19 protein-coding genes and 2 pseudogenes are annotated in these 16593 nt (G+C 70.7%); 11 read left to right on the plus strand and 10 right to left on the minus strand.

Annotated elements, in window-relative coordinates; genetic code table 11:
• Positions 1–33 precede the first annotated feature (33 nt).
• Genes AB0Q96_RS19335 through AB0Q96_RS19365 form a run of 7 tightly spaced genes read left to right on the plus strand, consistent with a single transcriptional unit; the run spans position 34 to position 5099 of the window.
• On the plus strand, positions 34–534 hold the full coding sequence (locus AB0Q96_RS19335; protein ID WP_365326937.1) for a glycosyltransferase: 501 nt from the start codon (positions 34–36) through the stop codon (positions 532–534).
• A 15-nt stretch (positions 535–549) separates the two neighbouring features.
• Positions 550–921, plus strand: a complete 372-nt coding sequence (locus AB0Q96_RS19340; RefSeq protein ID WP_365326939.1) for a hypothetical protein — start codon at positions 550–552, stop codon at positions 919–921.
• Between the two features lie 47 nt (positions 922–968).
• Positions 969–1802, plus strand: coding sequence for an aminoglycoside phosphotransferase family protein (locus tag AB0Q96_RS19345; RefSeq protein WP_365326941.1), 834 nt, complete (start codon positions 969–971; stop codon positions 1800–1802).
• Positions 1799–2530, plus strand: coding sequence for a glycosyltransferase (locus tag AB0Q96_RS19350; RefSeq protein ID WP_365326943.1), 732 nt, complete (start codon positions 1799–1801; stop codon positions 2528–2530). Before AB0Q96_RS19345 ends, AB0Q96_RS19350 begins: the two co-directional genes overlap by 4 nt.
• Entirely contained in the window at positions 2527–3453 is a 927-nt protein-coding gene (locus AB0Q96_RS19355) for a PIG-L family deacetylase (protein ID WP_365326945.1), read from the plus strand. The genes AB0Q96_RS19350 and AB0Q96_RS19355 overlap by 4 nt, the downstream gene beginning before the upstream one ends.
• Positions 3447–4061, plus strand: a complete 615-nt coding sequence (locus AB0Q96_RS19360) for a hypothetical protein (protein ID WP_365326947.1) — start codon at positions 3447–3449, stop codon at positions 4059–4061. Before AB0Q96_RS19355 ends, AB0Q96_RS19360 begins: the two co-directional genes overlap by 7 nt.
• A gap of 6 nt (positions 4062–4067) precedes the next feature.
• The gene (locus AB0Q96_RS19365) at positions 4068–5099 is read left to right on the plus strand and encodes a glycosyltransferase (RefSeq protein ID WP_365326949.1); all 1032 of its coding nucleotides are present in this window, start codon (positions 4068–4070) and stop codon (positions 5097–5099) included.
• Here AB0Q96_RS19365 and AB0Q96_RS19370 read toward each other — a convergent pair.
• Positions 5096–6142 carry a phosphotransferase gene (locus AB0Q96_RS19370; RefSeq protein ID WP_365326951.1) on the minus strand — a complete coding sequence of 349 codons (1047 nt, stop codon included), beginning with the start codon at positions 6140–6142 and terminating at the stop codon, positions 5096–5098. The genes AB0Q96_RS19365 and AB0Q96_RS19370 overlap by 4 nt on opposite strands.
• Before the next feature lie 212 nt (positions 6143–6354).
• Between AB0Q96_RS19370 and AB0Q96_RS19375 the strand changes: the two genes are divergently transcribed.
• Entirely contained in the window at positions 6355–6906 is a 552-nt protein-coding gene (locus AB0Q96_RS19375) for a flavoprotein (RefSeq protein ID WP_365326953.1), read from the plus strand.
• 57 nt (positions 6907–6963) lie between these two features.
• Here AB0Q96_RS19375 and AB0Q96_RS19380 read toward each other — a convergent pair whose 3' ends face one another.
• The 9 genes and pseudogenes from AB0Q96_RS19380 to AB0Q96_RS19420 all read right to left on the minus strand — a co-directional run bounded on the left by AB0Q96_RS19380 (position 6964) and on the right by AB0Q96_RS19420 (position 14334).
• Positions 6964–8352 carry a hypothetical protein gene (locus AB0Q96_RS19380; RefSeq protein WP_365326954.1) on the minus strand — a complete coding sequence of 463 codons (1389 nt, stop codon included), beginning with the start codon at positions 8350–8352 and terminating at the stop codon, positions 6964–6966.
• 204 nt (positions 8353–8556) lie between these two features.
• Positions 8557–8910, minus strand: coding sequence for a hypothetical protein (locus AB0Q96_RS19385; RefSeq protein ID WP_365326956.1), 354 nt, complete (start codon positions 8908–8910; stop codon positions 8557–8559).
• A gap of 20 nt (positions 8911–8930) precedes the next feature.
• Complete coding sequence (locus tag AB0Q96_RS19390; RefSeq protein WP_365326958.1) at positions 8931–9311, minus strand: hypothetical protein; 381 nt, start codon at positions 9309–9311, stop codon at positions 8931–8933.
• Positions 9312–9413: 102 nt separating this feature from the next.
• Complete coding sequence (locus AB0Q96_RS19395) at positions 9414–11129, minus strand: relaxase/mobilization nuclease domain-containing protein (protein WP_365326959.1); 1716 nt, start codon at positions 11127–11129, stop codon at positions 9414–9416.
• On the minus strand, positions 11126–11734 hold the full coding sequence (locus tag AB0Q96_RS19400; protein WP_365326960.1) for a plasmid mobilization relaxosome protein MobC: 609 nt from the start codon (positions 11732–11734) through the stop codon (positions 11126–11128). The genes AB0Q96_RS19395 and AB0Q96_RS19400 overlap by 4 nt, the downstream gene beginning before the upstream one ends.
• A gap of 63 nt (positions 11735–11797) precedes the next feature.
• Positions 11798–11950, minus strand: a complete 153-nt coding sequence (locus AB0Q96_RS19405) for a hypothetical protein (protein ID WP_365326962.1) — start codon at positions 11948–11950, stop codon at positions 11798–11800.
• A gap of 284 nt (positions 11951–12234) precedes the next feature.
• Positions 12235–12597, minus strand: a pseudogene (locus AB0Q96_RS19410) (DUF2637 domain-containing protein); the annotation flags it as partial.
• 119 nt (positions 12598–12716) lie between these two features.
• Positions 12717–13415 carry an ATP-binding protein gene (locus AB0Q96_RS19415; RefSeq protein WP_365327196.1) on the minus strand — a complete coding sequence of 233 codons (699 nt, stop codon included), beginning with the start codon at positions 13413–13415 and terminating at the stop codon, positions 12717–12719.
• Positions 13412–14334: pseudogene (locus tag AB0Q96_RS19420) on the minus strand (hypothetical protein). Before AB0Q96_RS19420 ends, AB0Q96_RS19415 begins: the two are co-directional and overlap by 4 nt.
• A 270-nt stretch (positions 14335–14604) precedes the next feature.
• Here AB0Q96_RS19420 and AB0Q96_RS19425 point away from each other — a divergent pair.
• The 3 genes from AB0Q96_RS19425 to AB0Q96_RS19435 all read left to right on the plus strand — a co-directional run bounded on the left by AB0Q96_RS19425 (position 14605) and on the right by AB0Q96_RS19435 (position 16560).
• On the plus strand, positions 14605–14889 hold the full coding sequence (locus AB0Q96_RS19425; protein WP_365326963.1) for a helix-turn-helix transcriptional regulator: 285 nt from the start codon (positions 14605–14607) through the stop codon (positions 14887–14889).
• Between the two features lie 315 nt (positions 14890–15204).
• Positions 15205–15411, plus strand: coding sequence for a helix-turn-helix domain-containing protein (locus AB0Q96_RS19430; protein ID WP_121827678.1), 207 nt, complete (start codon positions 15205–15207; stop codon positions 15409–15411).
• Between the two features lie 213 nt (positions 15412–15624).
• Entirely contained in the window at positions 15625–16560 is a 936-nt protein-coding gene (locus tag AB0Q96_RS19435) for a site-specific integrase (protein ID WP_365326965.1), read from the plus strand.
• Positions 16561–16593 lie beyond the last annotated feature (33 nt).

Here is a 16593-nt window from a genome sequence, read left to right on the forward strand (position 1 = left end):
CTTCCGTGCACCACGCCTGAAAGGCGACGCCCCGTGTACGCGTTCGGTCTCTGCATCGACCAGCAGTACCTCGTACCCGGCCTCGCCGCGATCGCGGGCCTGGCCGACGGCCTCACCCCCTTCGCCCGCCGCAACGCAGCGGTACGGGTGCTCACCCTCGACCTCACCCCGGCGCAGGCCCTGCTCCTCTCCGACTTCGCCAAGCGGACCGGCTTCGGCTCCTTCGACCTCCGCCGCTGCGCCCCGCTGCGCGCGTCGCGCATGGCGGACGCCTCGTACATCACCGTCACCACCTACCTGCGGTTCGAGTTCACGCCGGACTTCGTCCGCCGGCCCTACCTGATCTACGTGGACGCGGACGTGCTCGTACGCGGAGACATCACCAATCCGCTCGACTCCCTCGTGGAGGACGAGGTCGGTGCTGTACGCGACGAGTTCAACCCGACCGTAGGGGAGTGCCCGGCGCTGCCCGGGGTCGCCGAACGCTGGCCCCACCTGCACGGCCGTCCCTACTTCAACGCCGGAGTCCTGTAGACCCGCACCGGCCACATGCCCGTCGTCCGCAGGGGCGTCGAGCACGCGCTCATCCACGGCCGCCGCCACATCCTCCACAACGACCAGGACGCCCTGAACCTGTGGCTCCTGCACTCCGGCCGCGTGCGGCCGGCCGCCGCCGGGCTCAACAGGTTCGAGGCCGGCCGGTTCCTGGAGCGGGGCAACTGGGTACGGCGGGTCGTCACCCGGTCGCCCAGGCCGGACCCGGCCGCGGCCCTCGTGCACTTCGTCGGCCCCGAAAAGCCCTGGCAGCCCGACTGTCCCCGCACCGAGGACGTGGCCGAGTACCGGCGGCACCTGGCGGTCACCCTTCGGCACGTCCGCCGCCTGGGTGCCTTCGGGGCGGAACCGGCGGGTGCGTGGTGAGCACGACGAACGTACCCGCAGCCATCGCGCGGGCTGCTCTCGCTCTCATGGGAGTTCCGGTCCGCGCCGCACACCGTCTGTCGGCACGGTCGAAGACCGTCGTGTACCGGGCCTTCCTGGCCGACGGCCGGAGCGTGGTGATCAAGTTGTACGCGGTTACCGCCCGCCGCAACGCCGCGACCGAGGCGGCGGCGAACCGGGCCGTCGCGCAGCACGTCCCCGTGCCCGCCGTCCTCGTGCACGGACACGTGCCCGGCCACGAGGTGACCGCTCTCATCACTGCGGACCTCGGACCGCTCACCCTGGGAAGCGCCGTGCGGTCCGGCCGGGTGGGCGACGAGCGAGCCCTGAGGGACCTCGGCGGCCTGCTCGGCCGCCTTCACCGAGCCCCGGTCCAGCCGTGGGCCCCGCGCCGGCCGCTCCATGAGCAGGTCACCTCGATCGGCCGTCGCTGCCCGCCCAGCGCTCTGGACCGCATCGCGCCCGCCCTGGCCGCCATCACCGACGCCCCCACAGCCGCCCTGGTGTGGTGCCACGGCGACCTGCACGGCGACAACGTCGTGCTCGCCGGGCCCCGAGCCGTCCGCCACCTCGTCGACTTCACCGACGCCGTAGCCGGCCCCCGCGAGTCCGACGTGGCCCAGACCCTGGTCATGACCGGCGCCATCGCCTCCGCCCGGGCCCGCACGGTCACTGACGCCTATCCGCTCGCCTTGGACCACCACCAGCTGGCGGCCTGGGCCGTCTTCCACACGATGCGCTGCTGGGCCCACTCCGAACCCGGCGACGACCGGGCCCGGTGGGTCGGCCGCCTGGACGAGCTGAGCCGACGGACCCCGCACCTCTTTCGCGTACCCCGTCCCGAAAGGACATATCGATGACCACCCCTGCCTTGTCGGTGGTGATCCCAGCCTTCAACGAGGTCGCCTACCTGCCCCGCTACCTGCCCTCCGTCCTCGCCTCCCTCGCCCGCTGGGAGGAGGTCACCGGCCGCACCGGGGAGGTGATCGTCGTCGACAACGCCAGCACCGACGCCACCGCCGACATGGCCGCCTTCTTCGGCGCCCGCGTCGTCACCGAGTCCGTCCGCAACATCGGCCAGGTACGCAACACCGGCGCGAGCGCCGCCCGCAGCGGCCGTCTCTTCTTCACCGACGCCGACGTGGCCCTCCCCCTGGAAGCGGTCACCGCCGCGGCTGCCGCCATGGACGCCGGGTCCGTCGGCGGCGCCATTCCGCCGCTCTACACGCCCGAGCGGCTCGGCGCCCGGCTGCTGTGCGCCTACTGGGACCACTACCGCACCCGGCGTGGTGGAGCCCAGGGCGTCAACCAGTTCTGCACCGCCGACGCCTTCCACCACGTCGGCGGGTACCGGGACGACCTGTTCATGAGCGAGGACGTGGAGTTCTTCGCCCGGCTCACCGCCCACGGCCAGGCCACCGGACGGCCCGTGGCGATCCTTGACGACCTGCGCGTACGCCCGTCGACCCGCCGCTACGACCAGTGGTCGAGCCTGCGGATGCTCTGGTGGCAGAACCCCGTCACCGCCCGCCTGCGGCTCCGGTCGCCCCGCATGTGGCGCCACTGGTACGAGACCACCGTGCGATGACGAAGGAGACCCCTGTGCGGCCCCAGCCCAAGACCCTGCCCGCAGCCGACCTGCCGGTTCCGGACGGCAGCGGCATCTACACCTTCCCCGACGACCTCCACCGCGCCCACCGGACGCACACCCAGCAGCTCGCCGCCCGCCACCGGGCCATGGACCACCATGTCCTGGAGGTGACGGCGCCCCACACCCGCGTCCCCTACTACGTCGAGGCCCGCACCCCCGCCGGCCGCCCGGTCCTCGTCATCGAACCCCACCACGACGACTTCGCCCTCTCCGCCTCGGGTGCCTTCCTCGCCCGCCCCCGACCGCTGACCGTGGTCACCGTCTTCACCCGCTCCCGGAGCGTGCACCCCACCCTGGAAGCCACGTACGCCGACGTCGACACGGTCTCCGAGCTGCGCGACCGCGAGGGCGCCGCCGCGCTCGCACCGTTCGCCGCCCGCCGACTCCTTCTGGGGCACAAGGACGCCGAGCCGCCGTACAGGCCCTACGACCCCGAACGGCTCGACCGGACCACCGAGGAGCTGCGCCGGATCGCCGCGCTCCACCCCGATGCTGAGCTCCTCGCCCCCGCCGCCGTCACCCGCCACCCCGACCACCTCCTCGTCCACGAGGCCGCCGTCCGTCTCGGCTGCACCTGGTTCTGGGAGGACCTCGCCCTCTGGGCGACGTACGCGCTCGCCGGCTGCGACCAGCACCTGTTCCGTACGCGTACGGGGGCGGACATGCGGCCCGAGCTGGTCGACATCACCGACGTCGTCCTGGACAAGGTCACCGTCCTGAGGATGCACGGCTCGCAGATGCACCCGGCCCGGAAGATGTACCGGCCGATCCGGCACGCCTTCACCACGGCGGCCGACCTCGCCGACGGGCCCGGCCCGTACGCCGAACGCTTCTACCGGACGGAGTCGCCGGCGTGTTGATCATCGCCCTGGAGGGGCCCTCCTACGCCGGCAAGTCCACGGCGATACGCCACCTCCGTCGCACCGCCCTCGGCTCACGGGCGTACGTCTCGGACTGCTACGTCAAGCACATCGCCCACCGCGACGACATCCCTCCGGCCCGCACCGACTCCGCGGCCGCCCAGCTCGCCGCCTTCGAGAGGTTCATGGAGATCGAGGCGACCAGAGTGGCCGAGGCCGCCGCGAGCAGCAGGCAGCTCGTCGTCCTCGACTGCTCCGTGGACACCCTCCTTGCCCACGCGTACGCCCTGGACGCCCTGTTCGGGTACGGCGTGCACCACCAGCTCCGCCACCGGCTCCAGTCGCTGCCGTTCCTGCGCCCCGATCACACCCTCTACCTCGACGTACCGGCCGAGACGCTCCACCTCCGCCGGAAGACCGCCGGCCACACCGCCGCCGAGTCCGAGTACTTCCTCCACGAGCCGGACTTCCTCCGCCACGCACGCGACTACTTCGTTCACACGGCCCGTCGGCCCATGACGCGAGAGCTCGCGGTCCTCGCCGCCGACGCCGACCCGGATGAAGTCGCCCGGGCCGTGGAAACCCTCGTCGGCTTCTGGGCGAGGTGACCGCAGGTGCCCACCGCCCTCTTCGCCTGGCGCCGCACCCCGCCCCCCTTCCTCATCGGCGGCGCCGAGGTCACCCAGCAGCTCCTCGCCGAAGAACTTGCCGCCGTCGGCTGGCGCGTCACCTACCTCGGCTCACACGAGGCGCCGTGGGACGGAGCCACCCAGCTCACCGACATGCGCGCCCATCTCGACAGGCATCGCGTCCTGTACGACGAAGCGGACGACACCCTGCGCTACCGGTGGAACGGGGTCGAGTGCGCGGCGCTGACGCAGAACAACGTGGGGCACGCACTGGCCAGCCTCCTGGGAAAGATCCGCCCCGACGTCGTGTTCACCGCCCAGGAAGGATCAGCGAGGCTGGCCGAACTGGCGAAGCCGACCACCCTCGTCGCCGGCCTGCTCCACTCCGTCTCTGCCACCGGCCTGGGCGTGCTCACCGGCCGTCCCCACTACGGACTTGCCGTGTCGAAGTTCGTCCGCGACCGGGCACCCCGCACGCCCGGCACCCGCATCGACGTGGTGTACCCGCCGTTCGCCCGCCCACGACCGGCTACGGACACGGAGCGCACACCAGCCGTACTGATGGTCAACCCCATCCCCGCCAAGGGCGCCGAGCTGCTGCACCAGCTCATCCGCCTCATGCCGGAACAGCCCTTCACCCTGGTCGAGGGCTGGTGGGACACGTCTGCCGACTTCGCGGCCTATCCGAACGTCAGGTACGTGCCCCGTGTCTACGACATGGAGCCGCTGTACCGTAGCCACCGCCTTCTGCTGGTCCCATCCACCGTGGAAGACGCCTTCCCCCGCTTGATCGTCGAGGCCGCCCTCCACGGCGTCCTGACCATCGGTACCAACCGGGGCGGGATCCCCGAAGCCATCGGCGACGCCGGAATCGTCCTCCCTGCCACCGCCGGCCCCGAGGCGTGGGCGCAAGTGATCCGCGACGTGGACTGCGAAGCGCTGGGGGAGCTGGCACGGGCCAGAGCGGCACGTTTCACCCGCCCGTGCCTCCCAGAGCTCCGGGAACTGGGGATCTAGAGAGCGCCGCCGAACGCCCGCTCCACCTCGTCGAGCCGCTCCGTCCACCAGCGGAGGAGCGCCTCGTCGGCGACGAACAGGTCGTCGCAGGAGTGGTCGCCCCGGTCGTAATGGAATTCGAGCTGCCAGAAGTCCGTCATCCGCTTCCACCACAGACGGCGTGCGCCGTCGAGCAGCGCGGCCGGCTCCAACGGGACCACCGACCGGTAGCCGCTCACGAAGGCCGCCACCCGCTCCAGGTCGAAGACGCCCTCCACCCCGAACTGCACCTGTGCCGTACGGACGACCTCCTCGGCGTACGGGCGGACGCCCAGCCGGTCCCAGTCCAGGACGGCCGTCAGCTCGCCGTCGGCCCAGAGGAGGTTCCGGTACTGAAAATCGCCGTGCGTCCAGCCGTACGGCCCTGCGGGAACGTCTCCCTCCGGGCGCAGGGCCGCGTACTCGGCGAGCAGCACCCGACGCTTGGCGAGGGCGTCGAGCGCCGCCGCGTCGAAGGCGTCGCCCGAACCGTGGGACCGCGCAGCAGAAGTGAGCCGGTCGGCCTTCTCCGCCGCCCGTTCTGGTGTGGCGACGTCTGCGGCGATGCTGTCGGGAACGGCAGCAAGAGCCCCGGTTTCGGCGGTGTGGCGGAGCGCCAGGTGGAGCTTGGCGAGGACTGCGCCGAGCCGCCGCACCTGAGCGATGGGGAGGTCAACGCCACGAACGTGCGCTCCTCGTGCCCAGGGGAACAGACAGTACCCGCTCCCACCGACCTCGACCACGGCCCCACCCGACGAGCCCACCACAGGGACGATCACCGGAATGCCGGCCTCAGCCAGGGGCGGCAACACGGCAAGATTGCGGCGCAACCTGTCGAGCGGCACATCCGTGACCCGCTTCACAGCGAAGGTCCCTCGCGGCGTGTCCAGCTGCCAGTTCACGTTCATGAGGCCATCAGCCAGATGACGCCAGTCGACGACGTCCCCGAGGTCGAACTCCTTGATCAGTTCCGCAAGATCATCGGAGGGGATGCGGTGCCTGCTCGCCACATGCGCGTTGGTCACCTTGGCGACGATACGTGAGCAGAGCACCCGGGTGCACAAGGATCACCGCGCGGCATCGGGCATCCGTGGTCCGGCCGACGCTTGTACTCAGACACCGTGCCCTTCGCGCTGGTGGTAGGCGGCCTCTCCGGCCCGGCCCCGTCCGCGGATGCTGACGGCTAGGGTCTGGATCGTGTGACCGCAGGGGAGCGCGTCGACGAGGGGGCAAAGCCATGAACGATCGGTCGGAGAAGCCGTTCCTGTACGTCGTCGTCTGCGCCGCCGGCATCGCGGGCGACGCGCACCGGCTGATCACCGCCGCGAAGGAGCAGGGCTGGGGCGTCGGCGTCGTAGCCACACCCCAGGGCCTCGGCTTCCTCGACACCAAGGCGATCGAGACCCAGACCGGCTACCCGATCCGCTCGGCGTGGCGGAGTCCCGGCGACCCGCGGCCCCTCCCGCCCGCCGACGCCATCGCCGTCGCGCCTGCCACGTTCAACACGATCAACAAGTGGGCCGCCGGCATCGCCGACACCCTCGCGCTGGGCATCCTGTGCGAGGCGTACGGGGCGGGCATCCCGACGGTCGTTTTGCCGCACGTGAACGCGGCCATGGCCGTGCATCCGGCGTATGACCGGAGCCTGAACCAGCTGCGGGAGATGGGCGTGTCGGTCGGGTCGTACGAGCCGCACCCGCCGAAGGCGGGCGGGGGAGCAAACTGCTTCCGGTGGGAGGAGGCGCTGGAGCTCCTGGACGGCAGGGGCGCAGGTCTCTTCGGACGGTGATCCGGATCGAGGCCCGCGCGCCCGTCGTCGGTCGGAGAGGACCGGGCGGATCTTTCGTCAGTGGGCGGAGCCCGGACGCGGCTCCTCGTCCTGCCTCGGCAGCAGTCGCAGGGCGAGGACCGAGCCATCGGCGTGGACGGAGACCGGACCTCCCCAGTCCTTGTCGTAGCTGAGGTGGGGGCGGGCGTGGCGGCCGGCGTGGACGAGGGCGCGGTACTCCTCGACGTCGCCCCTGGCGAGGAGCCGGAAGATGTCCTCGTCCACGCCGGAGAACGCCTCGACACGGGGGCCGTTGAGGCGGAAGACGTGGTCGGTGCCGACGTACGCGGTGCCGAAGAGGGTGTGAGCGGCGTCCTGGATGCTCATGGCGGCCGCGTGTTCGAGACCGGTGAAGCGTTTGCGGCCCTGCCGGTCGGTGAGGTGGCGGGCGGTGGCGTGGCCGGAGCCGGTGAACGCCATGAGGCCAGCCGCGGTGGTGTGGGCCAAGGACTCCTGGAACCAGGCGTAGTCCTTCGGCTGGACGTGGCAGCCCCGTACAGGCTCCGGCGTCACCAGGTCCTCGGTCGGTGGATGGATGTCCGGCATCACGTTCGCCTGGAACGGCGGAGCGTTCAGGTTCGCCTCACGGACTTCCGCCGGGGACAGCCGGCCTCCGCTGCCAGGTGCCTGGAGGGCGTGGACGGTCATCGTGCCGCCGTCCGTCGGGAGCTGCGTGCTGAACAGCAGGCCGGGGGTCTCGTTCCACGCGCCGATGTGGACCGCTTCAGCGTGGGCCGAGGCGGAGGCCAGCTGGTCGGCGGAGGTGGCGGCGTCGCCGTGGTTGCCCTTGCAGGCGAGGGGGATGACGAGAGACGGCTCGCCAGGACGCCAGACCTCGGCGAAGTAGTGCGGGCGGTAGCGGTACTTCACTTTGTCGCCCTTGTCCCTGCTCGTGAGGGCCCAGCCCGCGCGTAACACCGTGTCGGCGGGGACGATCGTCACCGAATGGTCGGGGAAGCGGCTGCGCAGCACGTGCTCCGCGAGGGTCAGCGCGAAGCCGATGCCGAGCTCGCCGGACTGTAGCGACTTGTAGTGGTCCGCGATGCGGTGGCCCTCGTCGGTGAGACCGAGGAAGGAGTCCCTGCCGCCGGCCAGGACCTGGGTGTATTTCAGCGCGCCCCAGTGCTCCGCCAGTCCCCGGCCCGCACCACGCCACGAGAGGGCGGTGGCCCGGGCGAGGGTGTGGAGGACGTCCCAGAGGGTCACTTCGAACTGCCGGGGCAGCTCCGTCTGCGGGATCGGGACGAGGTCGGGCTTCCTGCGGAGGGGCTCGTCCTCGTTCTCCTTCCGCTTCTTGTCGTCCGCCGCGATGGCGGCCTCCACCTTGCCGACGAGTGCCTTGTCGGAGTGGACGGAGATGTTCGAGGACTGGGTCAGGGCCTGGAGCACTTCTTCGGTCGGCTTCAACAGCTCTCCCTCACGGCGTGCGCGGGCAGTTCACCATCGGCTGGACCGTACGGAAGGGAGGAGCGGCGCACGCAAGTGCGCAGGGGCGCGTGGTCTGGACTTCGGCACGGCGGCGGACAGTGTGCAGCCGGTGGCAGGGGAGACCCCGCCACCGGCTGGTTGTTTGCATGGAGGATCTGACCCGTTCCTGCTATTTCTCTCGGGTCATGAATCGGCGCCTGCGGCGACGATGCCGCACAGGCGGTCGTATTCGAGCATGTCCTCGTGGGTCATGAACTGGACGAGGGCCGTGTGATGGTCCAGGGCGTAGGAATAGATCAGCTTGGCGAGTTCGGTGACGGCTGCTTTGGCTTCGGTTCCTGCTTCGGGGTTGTGGATGCGGACGCCGGCGGCCTGGAATTCTTCGAGAGTGGCGTCATCGGCGAGTGCCTGTTCTTCGTCGGTGAAGGGGCGGCCGTCGAGGTGGCGGAAGGTGCGGGTGCCCCACGGCCGGTCGAAGTCCGTGTCGAACAGCAGGGCCATGATGTGGGGGCGGGGTGCGGGGGAAGGGGTGGGCATGGAGGTTTCCTTGTGCCTGGTCAGAAGGTGTACGGGGTGAAGGGGAGAGCGGGTTCGATCATGAGCTTGAGCAGCTGGTCGAACTCGGCTCGCTCGTCCTCGGCCATGAGGGCGTGGGCGTTGCCGAGGTTCTTCTCGTCGAGCTGTTCCATGAACGGGGCGAGGAAAAGCTGGATGGCTTCGGGTGCTTCCTCGTGCGTCTGGAGGTACTCCATGTAGCGCGAATGCTGGATCTTCAGCTCTTCGAGGTCGGCGCGCGTGGCCTGGAAGATCAGCGTTCGTTCCTCCTGGGTGAAGGAGCGGCCGTTTCGACGGGACCAGGAGTCGGTTTCGCGGAAGTGCTGGAAGTTCGCGTCGCAGAGCAGGGCGACGATCTCGGGGCGGGCTTCGGACGGGGGCATGCGGGATTCCTTCCGGGGGTTGGTCGGAAGGTCAATTGTTGGGAGAATCGCCGGTTAGGCTAACCGGCGATTCTGGGCTATCTTTCCGCCTCGTTTCGCGGGTCAGCGCTGCCTTCGAGTGTCGTTCGATGGCCTGGCGTCGAGGTGTGCCGCACGTTGCTGCGAGGAGGCGGCAGCGCTGCCTCGTCCATGCGTGCTTCGGGAGTTCTGGGGATCAGCGGGGAGGTCGGCCATCCGTCGTAGCCGCCACACGAGCACGTCACTCGTGCGCTCCGCCGTGTCCAAATCCCTCCGGGCGGCTGCCTGCACCAGCAGAGCGGTGGGGTTGTGGCCGGCGGTCCGGGCTTCGTCGAGGGTGGCGGCGAGGGCGGGCCATCCGCGTTCGGCGAGGACCTGGTCGGCCAGCTCGGGCAGGGCTTGGCGCAGGGTGGCGGCGTGATGGCGTTGCCAGGCAGGGGTCAGGCGGCTGCCCCGCTGGTGGAGGAAGGCCATGGGGTGGTCGGCAGCGGCGGGATAGGCGGCGCGGAGGTGCGCGGCGGCCCGGTGGGCGGCTTCGGCCTGCTGGGCGTGCTGCTTCTTGGCGTGCCAGTGGGCGGCGGCGGTGATCAGGAAGAACAGCGTGTCGATGACCATGGCGGTGGTGGCGCTGTCCTCGCCTCGGCCGAGGGTCGGGCCGCTGTGGACGAGGTCGCGGGCGGCTCGGCGCAGGGCGTGGTCGTGACCGCGTGCGGCGCGGACGTGGGAGCGAGAGGCGCGTTCGAAGACGGCTGCTGCGGCTTGGAGTTCGTGGCGGGTGTGGGCGGCGGAGGTTTTGGCGAGAGCGTCGAGGACTTCCCCTGCGGCGGCGATCTGTGCGGCGATGACACCGTCGTCGCTCTGGTCGATGACGAGCAGGGCTTGCCAGGCGGCCGTGGTGGCGCGTCGGCGTGCGGACGCGGGCCCGGTCACCCACGGCTGGGACGACTCCGAGGAGGGGGCTTCCGTGGACGTGGTCCAGCGTTCACGGATCCGGGGCAGCGAGAGGTCCGGGGCTAGCTTGGAACCGGAGTAGAAGACCGGCTCGCCCTTGCCGTTGCGGTCATCAGGGAGGGCGACGGTGTAGCCGAGGGTGTCGCCCGAGGGTGCGATGCGCCGCCGGACGAGCAGATCGGCCGAGGCGAGACGGTCGTAGAACTCCTCCTCACTGGCTGCGCCGGCCACCGAGCGGCGGACTTCCTCGCGCAGCTCCTCGCGTGGGGTGCGCTGTCGGCCGAGACGGTCGGTTTTGTGGCGTTCGGAGCTGGTGGGCCGCGTGGCGGCGGTACCGTCCCCCGCCGCCACGCGGTGGAGGCCGTAGGCGACTTCGATCTGGCGGCATTCGGTCTGGGCGCGCTTGGCGGAGCGGTGGTGGTCGGGGCGGCGGCCGTCTTCACGGACGAGCGTGGCGATGAGGTGGATGTGGTCGTCGGCGTGGCGGACGGCTGCCCAGCGGCAGCCCGCGCCGTCGCCGGGGTCGATGCCCGTGGCGGCGATGACGCGGCGGGCGATGTCCGCCCATTCGGCGTCGGTGAGGGTGCGGTCGCCGGGGGCGGCACGGACGGAGGCGTGCCACACGTGGGTGGTGGGGCGGGCGTCTTCGTCGAGGAGGTGCAGGGGCTCGTCCAGGAGCTGGGCGAGGTCGACGATGGTGGTGCTCCGGTCGCGGCCGGGGTCGGGGGCGAAGCCGTCGAAGGAGGCGACGAGGTGGGGGTCGGTGTGTTCCTCGCGGCGGCCGGGGCCGTAGAGGTAGGCGAGCAGGCGGACGGTGTTGCGGCCCTGCTTGTGGATGCGGGGTATCAAGCGGCGGTGCCTTCGGAGTTCGGGTCGGTGAGGCGGGCGGTGACGTGGCGGACGGCGTCGACGGCGTGGCGGACGGCGGCGATGGTGTCCTCCAGGCCGTCGGGGTAGGTGCCGCTGTTGAGCGCGTGGGCGGCCTGGTTGAGGTTGTTGTTCGCGTGCCCGAGCTGGCGCCGGAGCGTGAAGAGGGTGGTCAGGGTGTCCTGGCGGGTGGCGATGGCGGCTGCGGTGCGGTCGAGGTCGCGGGCAGCGGTGAGTCCGCTGTGGGCGAGGAAGCCAGCGATGCTCATGCCGACCGCTTCGGCGCCGGCGGCGATGGTCGCGTGCTCGGCGTCGCTGAGGCGGACGCTGTGCGCGCGGCGCTGCGTACGGGCGCGTACGCGGGACTTGCCACGGCGACGCGGCACCGGCTGCGGTCCGCCCTCGGCCGCAGCCCCACCCTCCCGCGCCCCCTGGCGCGGGAGGGTGCCCGCCACCCCCGGGGCGGGCACCGGTTCGGACGCACCCCCGACGGGGGAGTGTCCGAACCTCCAACTTGCTCCGCCCGGGGCAGCGCCGGTGGGCACCAACGGCTGGTTGGTGAGGGCCTCGGTGTGGCTGTCGTGCATCGGGGTGTTCCTTCGGAGTGAGCACTGGAGGGGCGCCCGTGTGGGCCTGGGGTGACGGGGACGTCAGGCGGTGGCCGCCAGATTCTTGGCGGTGGCCGCTTCGTCCAGGACGGTGTCGGCGGCCTTCTGGGCCCGGGCCCTGTCGACGGTGTAGCCCTGGGCACGGGCGGTGCGCTCCAGGTCGGTCCGGCGGACGGTGCCGGTCTCGTAGCGCATCTGGCGGGCGAGCTCCAGGAGGTATGCGTCAGGGGCACTGGTCTTGCGTCCGCCGGTTTTGGCGTCGCTTTCCTCGGCGGTGTGGCGGTGGCGGGAGGCGGCGCCGTGGCGGTCGTGGCGGGGGAAGCCGGTGCGGTGGGCGGCTTCGGCTCTGGCGTGGCGGTCGGCTGCACCAGGCGCTGCTTAGCGGGTATGGCGGTGGCGGTGGACTTGGCAGCGGGCGGTGGCGGTCCGCCACTGGGTGCCTTGGCGGTTGGCGGTTCGGCCGCCATCGCCTTGTTGGCGGCGAGGTGGCGGTTGATGACGAGGTAGAGGTGGACGGCGCCGGCGAGGGCGAGTGGGGCGATGGCGGACAGGGCGCCGACGGTGGCGTTGTTGAGGTGGAGGCGGGTCTGTTCGTTCAGGCGGATGGCGTGCAGGGCGTTGGCCCAGATGCTGGCGCCGGTCGCCAGGGTGACGAGCGTCCACACGTACAGGCGGGAGCGGAGAGGGGCGGTGCGCAGGATGAGCAGGGCGGTGACGCCCAGCGCGATGAAGCCGTCGATGACGAGGGGGAAGAGGTAGGTCAGCGGTCCACTGATGTGGGCGGCGACGGCCATTTGCCGCAGGGCGTCGTAGGAGAGGACGAAGCCGACGGCGGCGATCAGGGTGACCCCATGAGGAGGGGACGGCCTCGCCGTTCGAAGGCGGGGCGTATCGGGGCAGGGGAGGGCAAGAGCAGGAATCTCCGGTGTGGTGCAAGGGGGCGGGATGGGCGCTGTCGGGGTCAGGCGACGGGCTTCTGACGGCGGCGGTCGTCGCCTTCGAGGGTGACGCGTTCGGTCATCTGGGCCAGGCGGGAGGCGACGCGGTCGCCGAGGGCTGCCCGCAGGGTGTCGGTGGTGAGGTTGCTGGTGATCAGGGTGGGGCGCAGGTGCTCGTACCGGTGGTTGATCAGCCGGTAGGTCAACTCCTCGGTCCACTCGCTGGTCTTCGCCGCGCCAAGGTCGTCCAGGAGTAGCAGCGGGCAGCGCATCAGGCTCTGCAGGTCGCGCTCGCTGTCGAACCCGGGGCGCGGGCGCAGGCGGGCGTACAGGTCGGCGGCGGTGACGGCTTCCCAGCGCAGGCGGACCCCCGCGGCGAGCAGGCTGCGGATGGCGCCGTACGCCTGGTGGGTCTTTCCGGTGCCGGTGGGGCCGACGATGCGCAGCGAGGGGCCCTCTGCGATGCCCCGTGTACCAGCGGGGCCGGGGCGTCCGGCGCGGGCGATCGCGTCCGCCCAGGCGGTGACCTGGGGGTGGTCCGCGAGGGCGTGCCGGTAACGGGCGGGGATACGCGCCGCGGCCAGTTCCAGCCCGGTGATCGGCTCAGCCACCGGTTCTTGGGCGGTGGTGTCGGGTGCGATGCCGCGCCGGGTCAGGATGTCGCCGAGTCGGCTGGAGATCCGGGCGGGCTGCTGCGGGTCGCGGGTGAGGGTGGCGGTCAGAGGTCCCCTCCGTAGGCGGCGGCGGTGTCGGCGGGGTTGGTCCACGGCCGGTGGGCAGCGGCGAGGGCGGGGGTGGCGTTCATGGCCTCGTGCACGAGGCTGGGCAGGGTGCTCGGGTGCAGGCCCTTGGCGCGGTGGCGGTCGAGGCCGGCGCGGATGTGGTCCGGGGAGATGCCCTCGGCCAGGAGCTTCTTCACCTCGCGGCCGAGATGGCCGAGCACGTCCTGCGGCGGGCGATGGGGGCACGCGGCGGCGTACTCGCCGATCAGGTCCTTCGCCGAAACCGATTGGGGTGCGGGGGCGCTCGCGCCCCCCAACGGGGTAGATCCTAGATCCCTGTTCCTAGGTCCTAGATCCGGACGGTGAGGGCTCACGGAGGGCTCGGTGAGCCCTTCGTGCGGCTGCGGTGAGCGCTCACGAAATCGGCTCTGACCTGCGGATTCGCCGTTCACGGAGGACTCGGTCACTCCTCTCGGCGTGTCACGGAAGGCTCAGTGAGCCCTCCCGGACGACTCGCGGAAGTCTCCGCGAGGGCTCCCCGCATCTGCGGTGAAGGCTCACGCCGCACCCCGAGATCATGGTGCGGGCACGGGGGCGTCCGGACGCCGCTGGGCCGGTTGATCTTCTGGTGCTTGGCGAAGGTGACGATGTGCAGGTACCGCTTGCCGTCCCCGCCCTCGTAACGGCAGATCAGCCCGGCATTGTCGAGCTGGATGAAGTCGTCCTCGACCGCCTCCGGGCCGTGCTCGCGGCGCAGCGACCATAGGTGGCCGGCGATGACCGCGGCCTGGTCGCGGAACCGGCCCTGGTCGTCGGCCTGGGTGAGTAGCCCGAAGAAGGTGCGCTCGGCGGACAGCGACACCGCGGCGAGGGACTCGGACGAGAACGCCTCGGGCTTGATGGTGCGGATACGGGCGATGGCGATCGACCGCCTTTCAGGAGAGGGTGGGGGAATCCGGCTTCGCCGGGGTACGTGGCCAACACAGCCACACCCAGTGCGCAGAAGTCCAGACTTTCCACAGGAATTCTGAAAAACCCGCTGACACGACGCGCCGACAGGTCCGGTCACTTTAGGACCGGATTCCCGGTTGGCGAAATCGCCGCCGGAAATTGCTACGCGGTCCGCATCGCTCACGGCAGACGGGAATGCCCTTCCGGACCGGTTGACGGGCAAGCTACAACACCACCCATGCCGCCACGCCCCCTCGCCGTCGGACCCGCCGGACACGCCGCCGCCCACGCCATCGAACGCACCCGCACCGCCCGCGGCTACTCCCAGCGCCAGCTCGCCGCCCGCGTCACCGCGCTCGGCCAGCCCATGACCTTCACCGCGCTCTCCCGCATCGAACGCACCGTCCGCCGCTGCGACATCGACGACCTCGTCGCCATCGCCGCAGCGCTCGGAATCGCGCCGCAGACCCTCCTCGCCGACCCCCTCGCACCCCCGGGGGCGGCCGCGGCGGGCGAAATATAGCCGACGATCCCCGGTTAGGGAAACCGGGGATTCTCCGGATCATTGTGCGTCCCGGAACGCCCGTCGTGTCGGTCCCTGCCAGAAGTCTGCCCACATTCCCGGAGGACGCCTTGCTTGATTCGCCTACGTGCCGATTTCAGGTTCCCCGCCGTGCACACGTAGCCCTGCTCGCTTCCTCTTCTGATCCGCTCGGAGATCTCGGCCGTACGTAGAAGCCCTATTCGGCGGTCTCGCAGCATCGGCTGGGCTTGTTGCTTCCCGGCCCAGGTAGATCTCTCAATTCTTGTCGCTATTTCTCCCGCAAAGGAACCGCCTATGGCCCCGCGCCTGCTGTCCATACCTGCCGTCGCCGCAGCCTTGGACGTCGACCGACGAACGGTCTACCGCTTCATCGCCGCCGGCGAGCTGCCCGTCGTCGACCTGCGCACAGGACCGGCTCGCTCTCGCGTTCGCGTCCCCGCCGCGAGCCTGGACGACTTCATCAACAGCCGGGCGGTTTCCGCGCCCGCGCGCCGCCGCTGACCAGGACCAAGTACCTCCGTACGCGAAATAGGAAGGAACGGAACCACGTACCTCCGGAAGCTGAAGTCCGGCAAATGGCAGGCAACCGTCCGCAACCGGGTTGGAGACCGGTTCAGCGAGTCGTTTCCCCTCAAGGCGCAGGCCCGCGCCTGGGGTACCGATATGGAGACCCAGTTCGCCCGCGGAAGCATGCGGGACCCACGAGCGGGCGAGATGGCGTTTCACGAGTGGCACGCCCGCTGGTGGCAGGCCCGCGTCGTCGAGCTCCATACGCTGCGCGGGGACGCCTCCAGCATCAAGAACCACGTGCTGCCCCACTGGGCCGACTGGGAGATGCGGGCCATCACCCGCATGGACGTCCAGAGCTGGATCCGCGGATTGGTCGAGAAGGGGGTCGGTGCCTCGGCGATCAAGAGGGCGTACAACCTGCTGTCGTCCATCATGCGTGCGGCCGTCGACGACGATGTCATCGCGGTCAGCCCCTGCCGGAACATCGACCTGCCGCAGATCGCGATCAGGCCTCCGCAATGGTTCACCCTCGACCAGGCGCAGAGCATCGTCGACGAGCTCCCGGCCCCATGGCGCACCATGTGCCTGCTCGGCTTCTACACGGGTCTGCGCTGGGGCGAACTCACCGGCCTGCATCGCCATCGGATCGACCAGCGCCGTTCCCGCTTGTTCGTGGTGGAGGTCAACACCAAGAGCGGCATCAAGGAGTACCCCAAGAGTTCGAGGAGCCGCCGGGAGGTCCCGCTCCCACCGCACGTCCTGGACGTGCTCGAACGGCACATCCACCCGCTCGACCGTGACGCCCTGGTCTTCACCACCGTCACCAAGGGCCGCGCTGGCCGTCGCCTCGACGACGGCAACTGGCGCCGCCAGACCTGGTGGCCTGCCATTGAGAATGCCCACTACTTCGGCACCGACGGGGAGCAGCTCCCCCTTCCGCACTATCCGCCCCACTCCATGCGTCACACCTGCGCTTCGTGGCTCGTCCAGAAGGGAGTCTCGCTCTACGAGGTCCAGCACCTCCTCGGCCACGAGAGCTTCCAGACCACCCAGCGCTACGCTCACCTGCAGCCGGACGCGCACAAGGCAGTGCTGGCAGCTTGGGAACGTCTGGAGGTCCCGCTGACCTTTGCGGCGTAGACAACTCGTCCTGTCCACTGGCGTGCGTCGGAT

It is taken from the genome of Streptomyces sp. NPDC093111 (genome assembly GCF_040683955.1).
Taxonomy (GTDB): domain Bacteria; phylum Actinomycetota; class Actinomycetes; order Streptomycetales; family Streptomycetaceae; genus Streptomyces.

Coding starts and splice junctions, on each gene's coding strand:
- AB0Q96_RS19340 (WP_365326939.1), top strand. CDS start 550: ATGCCCGTCGTCCGCAGGGGCGTCGAGCACGCGCTCATCCACGGCCGC.
- AB0Q96_RS19345 (WP_365326941.1), top strand. CDS start 969: ATGGGAGTTCCGGTCCGCGCCGCACACCGTCTGTCGGCACGGTCGAAG.
- AB0Q96_RS19350 (WP_365326943.1), top strand. CDS start 1,799: ATGACCACCCCTGCCTTGTCGGTGGTGATCCCAGCCTTCAACGAGGTC.
- AB0Q96_RS19355 (WP_365326945.1), top strand. CDS start 2,527: ATGACGAAGGAGACCCCTGTGCGGCCCCAGCCCAAGACCCTGCCCGCA.
- AB0Q96_RS19375 (WP_365326953.1), top strand. CDS start 6,355: ATGAACGATCGGTCGGAGAAGCCGTTCCTGTACGTCGTCGTCTGCGCC.
- AB0Q96_RS19385 (WP_365326956.1), bottom strand. CDS start 8,910: ATGCCCACCCCTTCCCCCGCACCCCGCCCCCACATCATGGCCCTGCTG.
- AB0Q96_RS19390 (WP_365326958.1), bottom strand. CDS start 9,311: ATGCCCCCGTCCGAAGCCCGCCCCGAGATCGTCGCCCTGCTCTGCGAC.
- AB0Q96_RS19400 (WP_365326960.1), bottom strand. CDS start 11,734: ATGCACGACAGCCACACCGAGGCCCTCACCAACCAGCCGTTGGTGCCC.
- AB0Q96_RS19405 (WP_365326962.1), bottom strand. CDS start 11,950: ATGCGCTACGAGACCGGCACCGTCCGCCGGACCGACCTGGAGCGCACC.
- AB0Q96_RS19425 (WP_365326963.1), top strand. CDS start 14,605: ATGCCGCCACGCCCCCTCGCCGTCGGACCCGCCGGACACGCCGCCGCC.
- AB0Q96_RS19430 (WP_121827678.1), top strand. CDS start 15,205: ATGGCCCCGCGCCTGCTGTCCATACCTGCCGTCGCCGCAGCCTTGGAC.
- AB0Q96_RS19435 (WP_365326965.1), top strand. CDS start 15,625: ATGGCGTTTCACGAGTGGCACGCCCGCTGGTGGCAGGCCCGCGTCGTC.